General features: G+C 37.5%; 14 protein-coding genes. 4 read left to right on the plus strand and 10 right to left on the minus strand.

What is annotated here, in order from left to right; genetic code table 11:
* Positions 1-179 precede the first annotated feature (179 nt).
* A complete protein-coding gene (locus I593_RS04420) occupies positions 180-1331 on the plus strand; it encodes an acyltransferase family protein (RefSeq protein WP_016166368.1) in 1152 nt (383 codons plus the stop codon).
* A gap of 319 nt (positions 1332-1650) precedes the next feature.
* Here the strand turns inward: I593_RS04420 and I593_RS04425 are convergent, their stop codons facing one another.
* The 4 genes from I593_RS04425 to I593_RS04440 are packed head-to-tail and all read right to left on the minus strand — an operon-like array spanning position 1651 to position 4611.
* Positions 1651-2628 (minus strand): glycosyltransferase, encoded by a 978-nt coding sequence (locus tag I593_RS04425; RefSeq protein ID WP_016166369.1) that lies wholly within the window; start codon positions 2626-2628, stop codon positions 1651-1653.
* A complete protein-coding gene (locus I593_RS04430; protein ID WP_016166370.1) occupies positions 2625-3725 on the minus strand; it encodes a DegT/DnrJ/EryC1/StrS family aminotransferase in 1101 nt (366 codons plus the stop codon). The genes I593_RS04425 and I593_RS04430 overlap by 4 nt, the downstream gene beginning before the upstream one ends.
* Positions 3722-4201, minus strand: a complete 480-nt coding sequence (locus tag I593_RS21030) for an acyltransferase (protein WP_016166371.1) — start codon at positions 4199-4201, stop codon at positions 3722-3724. Before I593_RS21030 ends, I593_RS04430 begins: the two co-directional genes overlap by 4 nt.
* On the minus strand, positions 4201-4611 hold the full coding sequence (locus I593_RS04440) for a sugar 3,4-ketoisomerase (RefSeq protein WP_016166372.1): 411 nt from the start codon (positions 4609-4611) through the stop codon (positions 4201-4203). Before I593_RS04440 ends, I593_RS21030 begins: the two co-directional genes overlap by 1 nt.
* A gap of 187 nt (positions 4612-4798) precedes the next feature.
* Between I593_RS04440 and I593_RS04445 the strand changes: the two genes are divergently transcribed.
* Positions 4799-5035, plus strand: coding sequence for a hypothetical protein (locus I593_RS04445; protein WP_016166373.1), 237 nt, complete (start codon positions 4799-4801; stop codon positions 5033-5035).
* A 170-nt stretch (positions 5036-5205) separates the two neighbouring features.
* Here I593_RS04445 and I593_RS04450 read toward each other — a convergent pair whose 3' ends face one another.
* The gene (locus I593_RS04450) at positions 5206-9726 is read right to left on the minus strand and encodes a translocation/assembly module TamB domain-containing protein (protein ID WP_016166374.1); all 4521 of its coding nucleotides are present in this window, start codon (positions 9724-9726) and stop codon (positions 5206-5208) included.
* Positions 9727-9758: 32 nt separating this feature from the next.
* Entirely contained in the window at positions 9759-12530 is a 2772-nt protein-coding gene (locus I593_RS04455; protein ID WP_016166375.1) for an autotransporter assembly complex protein TamA, read from the minus strand.
* Between the two features lie 201 nt (positions 12531-12731).
* Here I593_RS04455 and I593_RS04460 point away from each other — a divergent pair, with 201 nt between their 5' ends.
* Positions 12732-14051, plus strand: coding sequence for an MFS transporter (locus tag I593_RS04460; RefSeq protein ID WP_016166376.1), 1320 nt, complete (start codon positions 12732-12734; stop codon positions 14049-14051).
* A gap of 4 nt (positions 14052-14055) precedes the next feature.
* Positions 14056-14691 (plus strand): 2-polyprenyl-3-methyl-6-methoxy-1,4-benzoquinone monooxygenase, encoded by a 636-nt coding sequence (gene coq7 / locus I593_RS04465; protein ID WP_016166377.1) that lies wholly within the window; start codon positions 14056-14058, stop codon positions 14689-14691.
* Positions 14692-14759: 68 nt separating this feature from the next.
* On the opposite strand, the gene I593_RS04470 is transcribed toward coq7, so the two are convergent.
* The 4 genes from I593_RS04470 to I593_RS04485 form a co-directional block, all read right to left on the minus strand.
* Positions 14760-15287 (minus strand): hypothetical protein, encoded by a 528-nt coding sequence (locus I593_RS04470; protein WP_016166378.1) that lies wholly within the window; start codon positions 15285-15287, stop codon positions 14760-14762.
* 65 nt (positions 15288-15352) lie between these two features.
* A complete protein-coding gene (locus tag I593_RS04475) occupies positions 15353-15802 on the minus strand; it encodes a 2-amino-4-hydroxy-6-hydroxymethyldihydropteridine diphosphokinase (RefSeq protein WP_016166379.1) in 450 nt (149 codons plus the stop codon).
* Entirely contained in the window at positions 15759-16139 is a 381-nt protein-coding gene (folB, locus tag I593_RS04480) for a dihydroneopterin aldolase (RefSeq protein WP_016166380.1), read from the minus strand. The genes I593_RS04475 and folB overlap by 44 nt, the downstream gene beginning before the upstream one ends.
* A gap of 83 nt (positions 16140-16222) precedes the next feature.
* Positions 16223-17521, minus strand: coding sequence for an ABC1 kinase family protein (locus I593_RS04485; protein WP_026441075.1), 1299 nt, complete (start codon positions 17519-17521; stop codon positions 16223-16225).
* Positions 17522-17532: the final 11 nt, after the last annotated feature.

Consider the following 17532-nt stretch of genomic DNA (forward strand, 5'->3'; position numbering starts at 1 on the left):
AAGCCAATTAGATAAATCTGAATTTGGAGATCCTGAGCTCTAAAATGATCCACATAGCAAATGAAACAGCCTATAAAGCAATAAACCTAGGATTTAATATATTCAAAAATTAAAAATTATGTGGAAATATAAGAAAGGCATACATAAAATGCCCACGTAATCTTTTCATCAACATCATTATGCAATTTTTTCCAATTGATGCCTTATATCTTTTTCTAGTCCTAGTTTTGTGTATCGGGCTTGCCGCTATTCTCTTAAAAAGAGCTCAATTTTTACCGAGTGAAATCATTCAGCGTGCTTCTCCACTGGACGGTTTACGTGGGATTCTTGCTCTTTCTGTACTTGCTCATCATTTCTACATCACTTATGTATGGAAAACTGTGGGTGAATGGAAAAAACCTGAATTTATTTTAATCAATAATTTCGGAGGAACTGCCGTTTCGCTCTTCTTCCTCATTACTGGTTATCTTTTTATTAATAAAATGATGCAAGTGGATATCAATTGGAAGCAACTTTATCTATCTCGAATAAAGCGGATCTACCCTCTTTATATAGCAGCTTTCATCTTCATTTTTGTTATTACTTTACTTAATGTTGAGATCAATAGTGCTAATTTTGGGGCTTTATTGAAATGGGTCAGTGACTGGCTTCTTTTCAAGGGTGGAAGCTTTGAAGGATTTGAAAGTGGTCTCATCATAGCAGGCGTAAGTTGGACATTGGCGTATGAATGGAAGTTTTACTTTAGTCTTCCAATTATTTATTGTATTTATCACAAAAAAATTCCCTTAACTTTATCCATTATCATTATTGCAGCCTTATTTTTCTATATTTTTAAGGAAAAGTCTCACTATTATTATGCCCTATTTGTTCTTTCTATCCCCGCAATTAAACTGAAGCAACAATTTAAAAAATTTATGTGTGAGTATCCTCATACAACCAATGTAATTGTAATAACATTAAGTTTGTTTTCTTTATTCTTTACAGAGCCTTATACATTTTCACAAATGATTCCTCTAGCAATCATTTTTGGATTTATTGCAAATGGTTATAATTTCTTTGGTGTACTCTATCACAATGGTTTACGGATACTTGGAGAAGTTAGCTATAGTATCTATCTTATTCATGGTGCCGTTTTGTACTTTTTCTTTTCTATTCTAAATGTTATAGACTTCAATAATATTTCTTTGCACTCCTATTATCTTTTCTTTCCAATTATCTTCAGTATTGTTGTGTTGTTATCAATTTTTACATACAAATTTATTGAGAGTCCCTTCCTAAGAAAAAAAGCAACACAATCTAAAGTTGATCATTCATTAGTTATAAATAGATAGATAACAATGGTCACTTTTCGAGTGATCATTTTATTGAGAAATAATTTTGATAGACTCCATTCAAACATACTTTTATTATCATAATTCAGCGAAGTTATAATATATTTTTTGCATAAATCATAAGTTACCAAAATCGCATATAAGATATTTTCACATCATAGATTCCAATACTGAACTAAAAGTATCTATAATCTTTTGAAAATAGATAACTAGTCCCCTCATTTTAATACTATATTAAAATGGGAAATTTTTTTAATAATAAATCTACTCTACATAAAAAAGCTCGATCCTAAATCGAGCATTATTTTATCTATAAGATTTAAAAATTTTTCCCACGTAACTTTCTTAACAATGATTTGAAAAAGAAAGGGAGGATAGATGTTTTTTTTGCTTGGCTGAATAAATCTAAAAACGATTTCTGATCTAACAGCATTTGCTTTACAAGCTCATACTTATTCATTCTGTCTTCAATAAGTTTAATAATGCTTGGATCTACCTGCGCTGTTTTACTATCTATAAGTCTTTGGGATAATACTGGAAGCATAATGTTCACTTCTCTTATCTGCATTTTTTTACGAAGTTCAGAATCGGCTTTAGCTTTATTATCATACTTTCCAGACTCGGATATACCCACACCTAAACGATATTTCACAAGGGGTTTATTTACATAAACCAGTCCTTTCAGTATTGAACTACGATATGCAAGCACTAAATCTTCATAAGCTTTAAGCTCGGTAATCTCACCAAATTTTTCAAATAAGCTTTTATGCCAAGCATGTGAAGCACCACAAATTAAAGCTGAACTAACAGCACATTTTTCTACAGTTCTACCATGCTTTTCTACTGGTGGAAGACTAACCTTGCCAAGTTCACCAGAGGGTGACATTTCCAGAACATCTGAGTAAATCGATGTAGGCTGATTCGTTGACTTGCAATAAGCAGTGACAATTTCAGTAACCCTATTCGGCTCAGAAATATCATCTCCTGCTGCTGCAACCAATAACTCTCCAGCAGCTAATTTGTTCGCTAGGTTAATGTGCGGAATTAATCCAATGTTATGCTCATTTTTATTAAGTTTTACCTTATGCGGCCCCGAATATTGCTCTGCAACTTCAGTCATTACCTTAAAAGTATCATCACTTGAACAATCATCAGAAAAAATAATTTCTAATGGTGAATAGTCTTGCGCTAGGATGCTTTCACAAGCTTGTTTAATATATTCGGCTTGATTATAAGCAAATAAAAAAACTGTTACCGAGGGTGCTTCTCTCACAAACTCTTGATTAGTGCTATTCATGAGAACCCTTTTAATACATCAATAATATAAGAAACTGATTCCTCACTTAGATGAGGACCAATTGGCAAGCTCAATATTTCATTAGAAACGTTTTCAGTTAGTAGAAGCTTACCCTTCAAATGTGATAATTCAGTCACATAAGCACACTGAGCATGTGGTGGGATAGGGTAATGAATCAGACTTTGAATACCATGCGCTTGTAAATAGTCTTGTAACTTGTCTCTCTGTTTAGATCTAATTACAAATAAGTGCCACGCAGAATTTGCCTCTGGGATAATCTCAGGAAGTATAAAATTTGTACCTGAAAGTCCTAAAAAATACATTTCGGCAATTTTTTGTCGACGCGCATTCCATTGATTCAAATGTTTTAATTTCACACCTAAAATAGCCGCTTGAATTGGATCTAGGCGACTGTTATACCCTTTCTCAATATTTATATATTTTTGTGCAGAGCCATAATTTCGAAGAGTACGTAATTGGTCAGCAAGAACTTTATCATTAGTTGTAATTGCACCACCATCACCTAAAGCACCCAAATTCTTACCTGGATAAAAACTCCATGCTACAGCATGACCATGACCACCAATTTTTTTCCCCTTATAGGTAGAACCATGTGCTTGAGCAGCATCTTCTAAAACTTTTAAACCATATTTTTCAGCAATTTCTAAAATTGGATCTAAATCAACAGGCTGCCCATATAAGTGTACAGGAATAATGACTTTTGTTTTATCTGTAATTGCTGATTCAATTAATTCAGGATTAATGTTGTAAGTTAACTCGTTGAATTCTACTGGAACTGGTATAGCACCACACTGACTAACTGCTAATAAAGTTGCAATATAAGTGTTAGATGGAACAATTACCTCATCCCCCTGAGTTACACCCATTGCTCTTAATGAGAGCGTCAATGCATCAAGGCCATTAGCGACACCAATACAATAGTTTGCTCCACAATATTCTGCAAAATCTTTCTCAAACTGCTCGACTTCAGGGCCTAAAACATAATAGCCACTATTTGTCACTCTTAAAATTGCTTCATCAATTTCTGCTTTTAATTCTAAATATGCAGCTTTTAAATCTAAAAATGGAATATTCATGTTTCGTCACTAGGCTTTGAAATTTTAAGAATTTTTGCAGGATTTCCTACAACAGTAGCATATTCAGGCACATCTTTAGTTACGACAGCGCCTGCCCCAACAACGGCATAAGCTCCTATTACAATTCCTGGCAAAATTGTGGCACCACCACCAATTGAGACATTATTGTGAACTAGTGTATCTAACTGCTCATAATGTTTATTACCGCTAATTGGATATCTATCATTTGTAAAAGTCACATTAGGACCAATAAAAACGTCATTACCAATCGTTAGACCATCCCATAATTGAACGCCCGATTTTACTGTAACGTTATCGCCAATTACCACTCGATTTTCAATTAAACAATGAGAGCAAATATTACAATTTCGACCAATTATGGCTTGCGGTAGTATTACAGCAAATTGCCAAATTCTTGTCCCGTCACCAATTGCTTTACTCTGAACATCAGATAAAGGATGAATAAAGTAGTTCACTATTGGCACTCTTTTATAAAGTCTTCATAATTACGAATATAATCACTTTCATCGTAGAGCTCACTTGCCAGCACCATAAGCACGCAGTTTTCTGAAAAAGCGAACATTTCACGCCAAATTAAGCCTTCCAAATATAAACCTTGATTGGGTGAGTCTAATAATACGGTGGTTTTTTCTTTCCCATTGTCGATTAAAATTTGACACGATCCATTCACACAAACTAAAACTTGTTTTAAGTTTCTATGAGCATGAAATCCTCTTTTAACATCCGTCTTCGTGTCAAAAATGTAATAGACTCGTTGAATATCAAAAGGGATGCTTATATTTCTTTCAAGTGAAATCAATGACCCTCTATCATCTCCTTTCACATTAAAATCAATGAGCTGAACGGCTCGAGAAAAATTTTTCATATATAATTCATAATTAAATAATGTAGCCAATTATACAATTTACCTGTTTACTGTCTAATAAAACATACTCTAAATAGTTCAAAATTTTAGCATTAATTCAAATTTAAGGCATAAATTAATTTTCAACTAGTTATCACCTAGCACTAGCTTTGTGTTATACATAACCTTTTTCCCATTTGGGCTTTTTATGAAAACTTCTTCTTCTAACGACACCGAATCAACCGTATTAGGTTGGAAATTTATTGTTATTGTTGGAATTATCACAACCATCTTTTTTTCTTTTTTATATTTAGCGATGTCAAGCGATCCAGACTATATGCCTAACCGCGAACCAAAAGTCGCCCAAAAACCAACAAACACCGCAGAACATTCAACAACTGGATCTCAACATCCAACTCATAACGGCGGAGATAGCTCCCAATAAATAAGATAACAATAGACCTGTTCAGTGTCATTTCAGACTAAATCTACAAGTTAAACCTTTGTATTTTTAATCTGAAATCACTCAACAGTCTACACAACTATTTAAAATTTAGCTTAAATTAAATAATAAGCATTTAAAAACAATATACTAAAAAATATGATTCCCGTGACTTAGAAACGCCAGTTATAGAAGAAATCTACAGCGCGATCAACAGACTGACTTGCTTCCAAATACAATTTTTGATTGATTTGATAACGTAAAGTTAACTTGTTAACAGGCGTAAACACTCCAACTCCATAACGAATATACAAATCTGGCGTAATATATCCCGTTACACTCACTTGAGTATCATCCCCTGTGCCTTGAGCATCTAGTGCCAGTCCACTTAAACCAAAGGATTGCCCCAATTGATTGGTAAAGGCGCGTGTACCCCCTAAGCCCATACTAATTCCAGCTGCAGCGATGGTGTTATTTACATCAGACTTAAATGTTTCAGTCTGATTAATATTATTCGCCCCCTCATTAATACGCCCTGTAATCAATGCATTCATGGCTTCTTGTTCAGTCAAACTGCCATCATTGTAAACTTGAATATTTGGATTACTCGCGGTACCCGTAACACGTACTCCAACGATGGTTCCTTGTATGATTTTATTGGTATCGACATCCAAGGTTGGATTTGACAAAGGACCATTGAAACGTGCAATTGCACGATTTAAATCGAGACTTTGTCCATAGGCTTCGATTTTAACTTTCTGACTTACGCCTATCGCACCATTCGCACGCATTGCTGTTTCAAGGCCGCGTTGTGATAAATATAAGCGCCCAACCAATGGAATCCGACTATTAAAACCTTGGAATACAACTTGTTTGCCTAAATTAATCATCACATCTGCTTTAATATCCCAAGGACGTGCTGACTTTAAGATTGCCAACTGATCTTGACCTTCTTGTACAATTCGAACATCGGAAGAGACATCTACCACTGGGGCAGAAGATTCAGGCATTGAAATTAAAGCACGTGGTACGTCAACCTCACCTTTTAATACTAATTTTTTCTGAAAAGGCATAACATCCAGACTAAAATCAGGCGTAACAAGTGCAGTGATCAATGGAGCCTGGCGAATTAATAGATTATCTCCTTTTAAATGTAATTGAATACGTGGCTCATTTTTCCAGTCCACATTTCCTGTAAGTAAACCCACTCCCTGACCACTGTTAAAGGCTCCATTAATAATGGCATGATCATTACGAATAGAAGAATAAACTTGTACATTAGTCAAATTAATAGGTAGCGAAATCATACTGATTACGCCATCTTTCAAACGCATTTCACCCGTTAAGCGCGGTGCCATAAGCTCACCACCCACTTTCCCTGCAAAAGAAAGCGTTCCACTTAATGTACGTATATCTTTTATAAATGGCTTGAAGACTTTCAATTGCACTTCATTAAATGCAATCTCACCTTGTAGAGGCTTATTTGGTTTGAAAGGATCAATAATTACATTGGTATAACCCGTACCAATTTCTGGAGCCTTTACATCTAAACGGAGCTGCAAGCCTTGCGTAACACTTTTTGCATTTACTGAAATCTCATCATATCTCAATGAAGATGCTGTATCTTGAGGATCCTCAGCAGCAATCCCAATAATGCCTTGACGCGATACCATTCGCGCATCGATTTTAGGTTTGCTACCTTGTGCCCAAGCTGCTTTGGCATAACCATTGGCCTTTCCTGTAATTGCTAAACCTTCTGGCATAAATGCAGCAAAGTCATTTAAGTCAAGGTTCTTAGTCAGAAAAGAAATATTGCCTTTAACTTTACTGATTCGAATCGGTTGATCGAAACACAACTCACTTTGCTGACTCGCCCAACAATGTGCTCCCACAAATAATTCTGTCGTATTTTGATTAAACACTACCGAAGCATTCTGACGTTGCACCAAACGCACGCGAACCGAGTCAAAGTCACCCTTTTGGATCTGACCTAACCATGAGTTATTACCATTGAACCCACCAGCAAGCTGTACATAAAAATTACTAAATCGGTTGTTACCTTGGACCTTTAATACATGTGCTTTTCTTGTACCAGCAAGTGAAACCACACCATGTTGGATTTCTCTATTGCCACTTCGTAAATTTGTCATTTCAGCTTTAAGCAATGTTGGTGTAATTTCAGAAGTTGGTAACTGACCTTGTACGCGCAATTTTTGCATACTCAGAATATTACCCACTCTAAAATCATCAACTGCAAGATTTGCCGTTGCCTGTAAACGCGGTTGCGACTGTATATTAAGATAACCGTAAGCTCGACCTCTTAAGCCACCATACAGTTCGTATAATGCAGGTGCATTAATTTTAAGTCTTAAATTTTGCGCATTACCTGTAGCTTGAATTTGGTTATTTGCATAAGACATATACAAATTATTGGCTTCAAACTGCTGTGGTAAAAAACCTTTTTGGGTGTTATTTAAAACCAAAGCCAAATTACCCGTACCACGTAAAGGCTTATTATTAATATAGCCTGCTACATTCAACTTCTGAATATTGATACGTTTGAGTGCATCAGACCAAAAACCTTCCGTTTGTACGATACCTGATATTTCACCACGAACCGTAGAGACGAAATACTGCGGTTTAAAGCGAACCAGTGAAGCATTAATATTCCATCCTATACCCTTGCTTAAATCGACTTTACCTTGTGCAAGAATTTTACCAGCAACACCATCATGTTGAAGTTGATCGATTTTAAGCAGCTGAGGTGTACCAGAAATTTTAACTTTTAACAGTCCGCTACTTTCTTGGATTTTGCTCGATTTTAATGCACCATCGTAATTTACCGCAAAGCTTTTAAAGCCACCACCCGCTTTAGTATCATGGAAAAGAACCGCTACAGTACTTTTTCCTGTGAGCTGTACCGTTTCTTGTTGAGCCTGTTGTGGTAAATGCCCAATCAGGTTAATTGCTTTAATCTCAATAATATGTTGATTCGGTTTTGCATATCCGCTCGCCTGTATTTGACCATTAACTAAATCGACTGGTGCAGCGGCAACAACAGTTTGTGGATTGAAATCTTGAGCCTTAAGCTTAGCATCCCATTTTAATTGCGTTTTATCTGTAGGTAAAATAACATTCGCCTGCCCAGTCAAACTCCCTTTATTGGCAATATAACTAAAACTTGGCACTTTCAATATATTTTGCTTAATATTGAGTTGCGCCTTATATTGACCTGCTGGAAGTAAGGCCGATTCATGCTGACCTATCACCGAAGAAACCACTACATTTTGCTGACCTTCGATTAAGCGAAGTTGAACATCACCTGAATCACTTTTTAGCCAGCCAATATAAGGCATGGCACGATCAATATTTCTCCATGCAACGTCAAGCAACATTGGTTGAGGTTGTTTCGGTTTCGCCTCATTCTGATCTAGTTTTAAATTCCAAGTTTCATATTGATCAAAATCAACCAAACCTGTCAGATGTAACCCTTTTTCTAAACGACCAGTCGAAGCAATTTTTGCATCAAGGCTTGGCGGTAAGAAATCTTTAACTACTTGCGGAATCAACTTATCTTTTGGGTTAATTTTATTTAAACGTCCCTGTACATCCCAATGTACATGCTTTTCCCAACTGACCAGACCCTTGGCATCAACTGTTCCATTCATCACTTGACCATTAAACTGGTCAATGTTCAATTGATGTACCAAGTCCGTGTGCATAGCAGCAGTATATTTACCTTTTGGAAGATTTTGTCCTGTTAAATCAGTTGATAATCCGAGATTGAGGCGTTGTATATCCCCTTGATAACGAAGAACACCTGCTTGGGTAAATAATTTTTGATCGGTCAGTAATGGCCAGTGATAATTTTCGAACTTTAATTGTCCAAACATAGGAACATGACTACGAACGGGATGTACAACCCCCCAACCAGACAGCAAATCAGGTGTGTTAGTCGCAAATCCAGCTGTAACCGTATCCAAACTTCCTTTCGCAACAACCTGAATATCACGAACATTTAGACTATGATTTAACGCTGGAATATTCACTATTGCTTTTGCATATAATGGATATTTACCCTGAAAATCCATATTTCCAGTCGCATTTTTAATGGCTACATAGCCCATATCCGCACTAGAGTCTTCAAACTCTAATTTGGTGTTAGACCATAATGCATCATTTAATTGAATATCCTTAAAGTTCACTGATGCTGCATGTGTTTTAATCAATAAATGATCAACATCTGCATGATCTAAACGAAGGGTAAATGGCAATTTAATTTCTTTAAACTGAAAAGGCTCATTACTGGGTGCCGTTTTGGTGATGACCTGCAAATTACGGACATCGGCACTATATAAATGAACTTCTTTATGAACCAAAGCCCTCCACCCCAAAGTCACTTCGGCACGATCAATCTTCACATCTACCGCAGACAAGGTCACTAAGATATTTTTTAAAATAATACCTTTTAAAAGATTACCACCTTCATATTCATAATGAATAATATGTTGACGTTCCAACACACGATTCAGAAGAAACTTACTTCCTTTGTCGGTCGAAAACATGATGGCAAAAGCAGATACAAGCAAAATTACCAAAAGGAGTAGTGTTAAAAGGACACTCCTCATAACACGGCGCTTTTTAGGCAGTGGTGATTCGGGCAATTCTTGTTTTTGCTGTTCTACTTCAGCCATAACCTTCTCAAGTATAAAATTAAGTTTAAATTTTAAAGTGGTGAACCAATAAAGAAATGCACGCGAATTGGATGATCTTCATCCGAAATCCCCGATGCAACATCTATGCGTAAAGGCCCAATAGGAGATGCCCAGCGAATGCCTAGACCAACGCTATATTCTGTATCATTACTAAAGTTTTTATCATACGAATTACCAAAGTCACTAAATAATGCTGCACGCCATCCGTCTTTAAATTGATAGTTATATTCGAGTGAACCAACTGCTAAAGCTTGCCCCCCAATTTTATAACCATCCACTTCGGGCGTTAAACTCTTATAGTCAAAACCACGAATAGATTGATCTCCACCTGCAAAATACCGAAGATTATAAGGAATTTTATTAAAGTCTTCAGTCACGATATAGCCCAAGTCACTACGGCCTATAAACTGGTGGTCATTATTTTCACCCAAGGAATAAATGAATCGCCAGCCTGCATTTAATATCGCCATATTTGCATCAGATAAAAGTGCTTCACTTCCCACTTCTACTTTATAAATTTGTCGAAAGCCCTTGGTTGGATTTACACGCTTATCTGAATCTACGCGTGAAGCTTCATAACCGACCAGCAACGATTGTTGTTCAGTATCCGAACTTGCTAAAAATGCATCAGGAATATCACTTTCATCGACTACCCCATTTTGGCTTAGACGGTCTAATCGATAACGCAAACCAAATGTATGCTGCCAATTGCCCACAGAACGCTTAATAATACGGTCTGCCCCGACAACAGCAGATTCGATGGTTAAACTATTCCCCTGAGCAACACCATCTCGCTCTTCACGCTCATATCCCCCGACTAAACTAATATAATCATTTAATGGATGGTTATATGGAATGTTATAGCGAGTATCCACCGCTTGTCGAATCTGCGATAACTCTAAGTTCGCATCAAAGGAGTGACCTCTTGAGTTCACAATAGCTCGACGATAAGTCGTTCTTAATCTTGCACCTGTGTCTGAACCCCAGCCTAAACCAACTTCAGCATTATTTAAGCGATCAGTATTTAAAGTGACAATTACTGGAACCTTTTTCTCATCACGTGCTTGTATTTTCAGTCGCTCATCTTCTTCTAAACGAGATTCTTGAGCAGCTCTCTGCTGTTTAATATCAGGATCAAGTTCCTTCTCATTTGCACCAGCAAACTGATCTTCGTTGACCACAGATTGCGTTACTTCCTTCGCAGAATTTACGTCGTTTTGGTCTTGAACTTGCAAATCGCTACTTGCGATTTTTTCTTGGTCAACCAAGGTTTGCAAATCTGGTGGAAGCTCTAAAGGCAACTCAACGGGATCAGGACGTACCGCATCAACCAAAGTATAGTTAAAATAGCGTGAATTGGTTAAGTTGTTTGCTAAAGTATTCACACGCCATAATGCATAATCCGCACCATCTTCCCATGGCACCATCATCTTTAAGATATCCATATCCAGCGGGAATGGTTTAGCAGGATCACTCATACGAAACTCTACGTCAGCAAGCTTATAACGTTCACCCGTTTCAAATCGCAAATTAATATCCGCCAAATCTTGTGGCTGAGCAACTTTCACATCATGCAAGCGCCAATAAGCATCGAAATAACCGTTATTTGTAGAAGCATCGACAATCCGTTTTTTGGTATTTTCATACTGCCCATGATTGAACACATCCCCTATATCTAAGTCTGGTAACACGCTAATGACTTGGAACTGCGGACTATTTGCACCGACACCACTAAATTCAATATTTTGACTATTAACCAAGACGGGCATATTCGGTTTAATGCTAACTTTGACACGGCTTTCGCTGGTTTTCTGAAACTGAAATTCAGCATGATAAAAACCTACGGCCTGAGCAGCTAAATTGGCTAAACTTCTTAACTGGGGTAAGGCTGCATTAAAATCACCATAGGATTCTTGCGTAAAGCTAGACAGTTTCGCACCCACGTTATTTTTTAAGTTTAAAAGTGCTTGTTGATATTCCTTGTCTGGCAAATCTGCATTGGTATTTTGTGCATCCACTATCACGATTTCTGCCTTTATACGCGGCACTTTAGTAGAAGTTAACTCATTTTTAGATGGTCTAAATTTATAATACCAACGTTTTAAGAAGCTTTTTTCTTCTTCTACCGCTGGTTCAGTAGCTAAGCCTAACTCTGGTAATGTTTTACCCGACTCATTGGCCTCTACGACAATTTGGCTATCCGCCTGAATACGATTCATTAATTGATCGACATTCACTGGCGCCTGATTAATTTCGGTCAGTTCCTGCGGAGTCGGATTGCGTATTACGACTTCTTGAGTCTGACCTGCACGATATCTTTCTGCCTCAGCTTTTGCTTCGTTCGCTACTGTATAAATTTCATTAGCCATACCCTGATCGACTGGTGTTTCAGGCAGCTCTTCTAAATCTTCAAAGGCAATTGGCTTAAAAGCATCGATTTGACCATTATGTTGGATTTGATCTTGGAGCATTACATAACTATCAAGTACTGAAACCTTATTTTGATAGTTTTCAACTTTTTCTAGTTGCTCCGTTCGGCTTAAATTCTGCTTCTGTGCTTCTGCTTGAATTTGTGCATTCAGCTCATCTTTAGCCACCTGCTCAATATGGGATATGGCTGTATTTTCAGGTTGTACCACACTCATCTCTTGAGCGAAGCCATGTTGGGGAAAAAACATTAAAAAAGCACTCAAACACAAACTTTTATTGGTATGATTCAACTCCAAGATAGAGTTCATACTTAGGGTTAAAGTCGACTTTTTAAAATTGGTTTTTACAAGCATAGAATACTCTAAACTCATGATGGGTCTAATCAACAGCCCTTCGTATTTGTAATGAAAAGTTTAAAATTTATACTGGCTAAAGAACTCAATTTTATTGATTTTTTCACCACAGCATAGGACTAAAATATCATACATGATTTTCATGGCTATTTTACCAGATGCTCACATTTCTTAATAAAACTTTATGAAGTTCACATTGTCATGGAAAAAAAAGAACATCTTTTAAGCACTCGTCGTTTTTTACCGATGTTTATGACTCAGTTTTTAGGCGCATTAAACGACAATGTTTATAAACAAGCCTTGCTGTTGGTGATTACTTACGGATGGATTAATCAGCAAAGTGCCAGTGTAAGTACACTCAATAACCTTGCAGCACTATTGTTTATTCTCCCGTACTTCATTTTTTCAGCAACAGCGGGACAAATTGCTGACAAATATGAACGTGCGCGCTTGGTGCGTGGTATTAAAATTCTTGAAATCATTATTATGTTGATTGGTAGTGCAGGTTTTTTACTTGGACATTTATGGCTATTGCTACTCGCGCTGTTCCTGATGGGCACACACTCAACCTTTTTTGGCCCTATTAAATATGCAATCTTGCCCGAAATATTAAAACCAAATGAATTGATGTCGGGCAATGCCTTATTCCAATCGGGCACTTCAATGGCTATCTTAATTGGTATGATTTTGGGTGGTGCTGTTATTTCTGCTTCAGATGGCAATTTACTCTGGATTAGCTTGACGATCGTTACGATTGCAATTTTGGGTTATTTCTCTAGCCGTTTTATTCTTAAGCAGAACATCAGCACACCTGATTTAGAAATTGATTGGAACTTTTTCAGAACCAGTTTTAAAACATTAAAGTATGCAAAGAGCATTCCGCTCATTTATCTGGTGCTATTAGGGAACTCTTGGTATTGGTTTTATGGAGCAACCTATTTAACCCAAATCCCACAACTAACGCAGCAAAATTTACATGCATCTGAAAATGTCGTCAGTCTTCTATTGACCTTTTTCTCTGTAGGAATCGGTATCGGCTCATTATTATGTCGCAGAATTGGTGGCACAGAAGTTAATTTAAAAATGGTTCCAATTGGCGCCATTGGCTTAACGGTATTTGCCTTATATTTGGCTGCCAGTCTCGCTTTTGTTCCCGTACGCACAGGGGAACTCCTACATCTTGCCGATGTATTCCAGCAAGGTTGGAGTTATTACCATGTCATGTTGGCGGTTACTCTACTTGGAATTAGTGGCGGTTTTTACATTGTTCCACTGTATGCCATGATGCAAGCGTATTCACCTCGATCACATCGTGCACGTGTTGTTGCTGCAAACAACATATTAAATGCAGTGTTTATGGTTAGCTCGGCTATTTTTTCTATTATCATTTTAAGTATTTTAAAAATTGATATTAAAATACTGTTCTGTATTACCGCTGTACTTAGTGCAATATTTAGCGTTTGGCTATTGGTTCGTTTAAAACCACTAGTCAACGCAGCTCAAGTCTCTTTAGAGGATTAACCCTATGCGTCACTATACGGGCATTGATAAGCTCATTAACTCTTTTGACCAAGCACTTCGGAGTCTCGTGCCAGGGACGACAGCAGCTCAGCGAGAAAATCCTGCTGTTCCAGAAGAAACGCAATTGGCTGTAAGTGAAGCACGTCATGTAGCAGGACTCATGCGTGTCAACCATAGTGGTGAAGTATGTGCTCAAGCGTTATATCATGGGCAAGCTCTCACGGCTAAACTGCCGAATGTCCGCCTTGAAATGGAAAAAGCGGCTCTTGAAGAGCAAGATCATTTAGCATGGTGTGAAGACCGCTTAAAAGAACTCGATAGCCACACCAGTTTACTCAATCCTATCTGGTATAGCTTGTCTTTTGGTATGGGGGCACTCGCTGGTATTGCAGGTGACAAATACAGTCTAGGTTTTGTGGCTGAAACTGAACGCCAAGTCAGTCTGCATTTACAACATCATATTAGTCAACTGCCTGCTCAAGATAACCGTTCACGTAAAATTTTAGAACAAATGAATGAAGATGAGCTGCATCATCGTGATACAGCGATCAATGCTGGTGGTGTAGATTTGCCTATGCCTGTTCGCATGACCATGACCGCTATTTCGAAACTCATGACTAAAACCAGTTATTTTATTTAACTAACTCAATATATTTTGCAGTAAAAAGCAGTGCCAAATGACACTGCTTTTTACATTTTCAAATTTCGTTATTGAATTAGAACCCTGTTTCCACTTTGTTGCAAGTTACCTGTATATTTAGGTTCTAGTGAAGGGTTACCTGGATAACTTCGACCATTAAATTTTAGAATGACTTGTCCCGAACCACGTGAATAAACCGACAAATCTGACCAACCTTGCGTCTTACTATTTAAAACCACAATGGGTACATCAGCTACAGTCATTTTACTGTGGGGCTGAAATTTATCACGACTCATGCCCTGATAAACCAATACTGTACATCCGCCTGAGCCACACCAATTTGTACCTTTCAACATCACAATCGCATCTTGAATACTATCTTGATTCAAATCATAGAATGCATACTGATATAAAGGCTGTTCCTGAAGAGACAAATAGACAGCTTGTTTGAGCGCATGCAGCATCGTTTCATCACCAGCCAAATTTGTTGTAGAAATCGGTGGTGATCGTGTTTCTGTATTTTCCATGGGAGCATTTGAACTACATCCCACAACTAGACCACTCAGCAGTGTACATAGAAAAAGATGAATTTTCATAACAGCAAATCTCTTACAGCTGATTCAATGTTCATTTTAAAATAGTCAATGAAACTGCCTCGTTTTTATGTATTAATAACTTCTAGACATTTAATTGTAGGGAACTCATGTTTTGAATCCTCAAAACTTGGATGTGACCAAACATCCACCATCGGAATTTTCACATCGAGTGCTAAAGGCATTTTTTTAGGGTTAAATTGCATCTGCTCTAATGACATTCCCCATGCAATCAAATCAACATCCAATGAGATTTGATGAGATGGTCGAACACGACCTGTATCCGCTTCCCATTGCTTTAATTGTGCAATAATTTGCTCAGGGTTTAATTTTGAATGTAATAGGCAAGCTGCATTCCAATAGTCTGCCCCTACACCATCACGGCATGGAATCACATAAATTTTAGAAAACTCAACCACACCAAGCCCACATATCTGATGATAGGCATAACGAAAATTGTGTTGGGAATTAAGATTACTCGCCAGTGCTAAGGCGTAAATCGTTTCGGTGGCGTTCAATACGAATTCCTACAGAATTGGCTTCTGCAATAATGGCAGGCTTACGAATCGTAATTTTAATCGATTCTATCGCAGGATAGGTAGAAAAAAGCGCATTAAGTACCAATTTTGCAGCATGTTCAATTAATTTAGGCTGAGCTTTTTGGATCACTTCTGCAGAAATGCTACAAATTTCTGCATAATTTAATGTATCTTCAAGTTCATCTGAACTGGCTGCTACCTCTAAATTGGTATGAATCATCAAATCTAACATTAAAGGTTGAATGATCTGTCGCTCCCAATCAAAGCAACCTACCACCGTATTCACCTTTAAGCCTTCAATGACTATCGCATCCATAAAATATGACCCTTAAATTCCAAACTATTCATGGCTTAGTGGCTCTGCCTTTTAGCCATGAATAGATAATCGAAATTTGAATATTAATTTTTCAACATCAAACTTGGATCGATAGTTTGCACCATTTGCAAACGTTGGTCTGCATAAATATCGGTATATGGTGCAAGAACGCGCATAAATCGATCAAAATACAGCATTTGTTTGAACAATAAGGCAAAATCACGCGGGAAACGGATACCATGACGCTCACCAACAGCAACCATGTCCATCATAATGTCATTTAAGTCCGCTGGGTTAGAACTCAAAACTTCTTGAGGATCAGCCAACAAAACACCACTAAAGAGTCGTTCCAAATCTGCAGCTAAGACCTGAGTATCAATAGCGACATCAGTCATCCCCATTTTGAGCATGTTCTCTGCCATGAGCTTATAGTCTGTCCGTTGCAATGCATCCATAAATGCCATACAAGCGGTCCAAACTTCAGGTTTCAATTGCCCCACAATACCAAAGTCAATAAAACCAATCCGTCCATCTTCAAGCAGCATTAAATTACCAGCATGCAAATCTGCATGGAAGCTATTACACATCATGAGACTACCAAACCAAGTATTCATTGCTGTAATGAGTACTTGCGATGGATCTTTAGAGTATTTTTTTACCACTTCAAAATCAGTCAAAGGTACGCCGAATAAACGTTGCATCGTCAACACACGGCGGGTTGAAAACTGATGATAAACTTTGGGTGCAGTTGCAGCTTTATTATTTGTCACATTCAAATAATTGACAAAATCATCAATATTTTGGGCTTCTTCAATAAAATCAACTTCACGAACCATACGGGTTTTAATTTCATCGACAATGTCTGCCAATGATGCAAATTTAACTTTGGGTACTGCTTTTTCCAAAATTTTGGTAGCCCAGTGCAAGACATTCAAATCGGTATAGAGAATTGTTTCTACACCTGGTTTTTGAACTTTGAGTACAACATCTTCACCTGTGACCAACTTGGCAGCATATACTTGTGCAATCGAAGCAGATGCTAGCGGCTTTTCTTCAATTGAAGCAAAGATTTCATCTAAATTTCGACCAGCAAATTCAGAGGCTAAAACCTGTTGAACATAGCTAAACGGTAAAGATGGCGTCTGGTCTAAGCAACCTTGAAATTCCTCTACAAACTCACGCGGAAATAACGATGGTGTACTTGCAATAAATTGCCCAAGCTTAATATAGGTCGAACCTAAATCTTCAAAAGTTTCACGCATTAATTTGGCATTACTTGGCTTTTCAGTTGCATATTTAAAGCCAGCCTTTGCCGCAACAACTGCGGTTTCCCCCATACGGGCAACGGAACGCAGTCCATCGAGCCAGATATTATTTTTCATCATATTTAAAT

This window comes from Acinetobacter tandoii DSM 14970 = CIP 107469 (assembly GCF_000400735.1).
GTDB classification, from domain to species: domain Bacteria; phylum Pseudomonadota; class Gammaproteobacteria; order Pseudomonadales; family Moraxellaceae; genus Acinetobacter; species Acinetobacter tandoii.

What these genes read in the sequence shown, in the direction of transcription:
- I593_RS04460 (WP_016166376.1), top strand. Translation starts at nt 12,732, where the DNA reads ATGGAAAAAAAAGAACATCTTTTAAGCACTCGTCGTTTTTTACCGATG.
- I593_RS04455 (WP_016166375.1), bottom strand. Translation starts at nt 12,530, where the DNA reads ATGCTTGTAAAAACCAATTTTAAAAAGTCGACTTTAACCCTAAGTATG.
- I593_RS04445 (WP_016166373.1), top strand. Translation starts at nt 4,799, where the DNA reads ATGAAAACTTCTTCTTCTAACGACACCGAATCAACCGTATTAGGTTGG.
- I593_RS04470 (WP_016166378.1), bottom strand. Translation starts at nt 15,287, where the DNA reads ATGAAAATTCATCTTTTTCTATGTACACTGCTGAGTGGTCTAGTTGTG.
- I593_RS04450 (WP_016166374.1), bottom strand. Translation starts at nt 9,726, where the DNA reads ATGGCTGAAGTAGAACAGCAAAAACAAGAATTGCCCGAATCACCACTG.
- I593_RS04485 (WP_026441075.1), bottom strand. Translation starts at nt 17,521, where the DNA reads ATGAAAAATAATATCTGGCTCGATGGACTGCGTTCCGTTGCCCGTATG.
- I593_RS04440 (WP_016166372.1), bottom strand. Translation starts at nt 4,611, where the DNA reads ATGAAAAATTTTTCTCGAGCCGTTCAGCTCATTGATTTTAATGTGAAA.
- I593_RS04430 (WP_016166370.1), bottom strand. Translation starts at nt 3,725, where the DNA reads ATGAATATTCCATTTTTAGATTTAAAAGCTGCATATTTAGAATTAAAA.
- I593_RS04425 (WP_016166369.1), bottom strand. Translation starts at nt 2,628, where the DNA reads ATGAATAGCACTAATCAAGAGTTTGTGAGAGAAGCACCCTCGGTAACA.
- I593_RS04420 (WP_016166368.1), top strand. Translation starts at nt 180, where the DNA reads ATGCAATTTTTTCCAATTGATGCCTTATATCTTTTTCTAGTCCTAGTT.
- folB (WP_016166380.1), bottom strand. Translation starts at nt 16,139, where the DNA reads ATGGATGCGATAGTCATTGAAGGCTTAAAGGTGAATACGGTGGTAGGT.
- coq7 (WP_016166377.1), top strand. Translation starts at nt 14,056, where the DNA reads ATGCGTCACTATACGGGCATTGATAAGCTCATTAACTCTTTTGACCAA.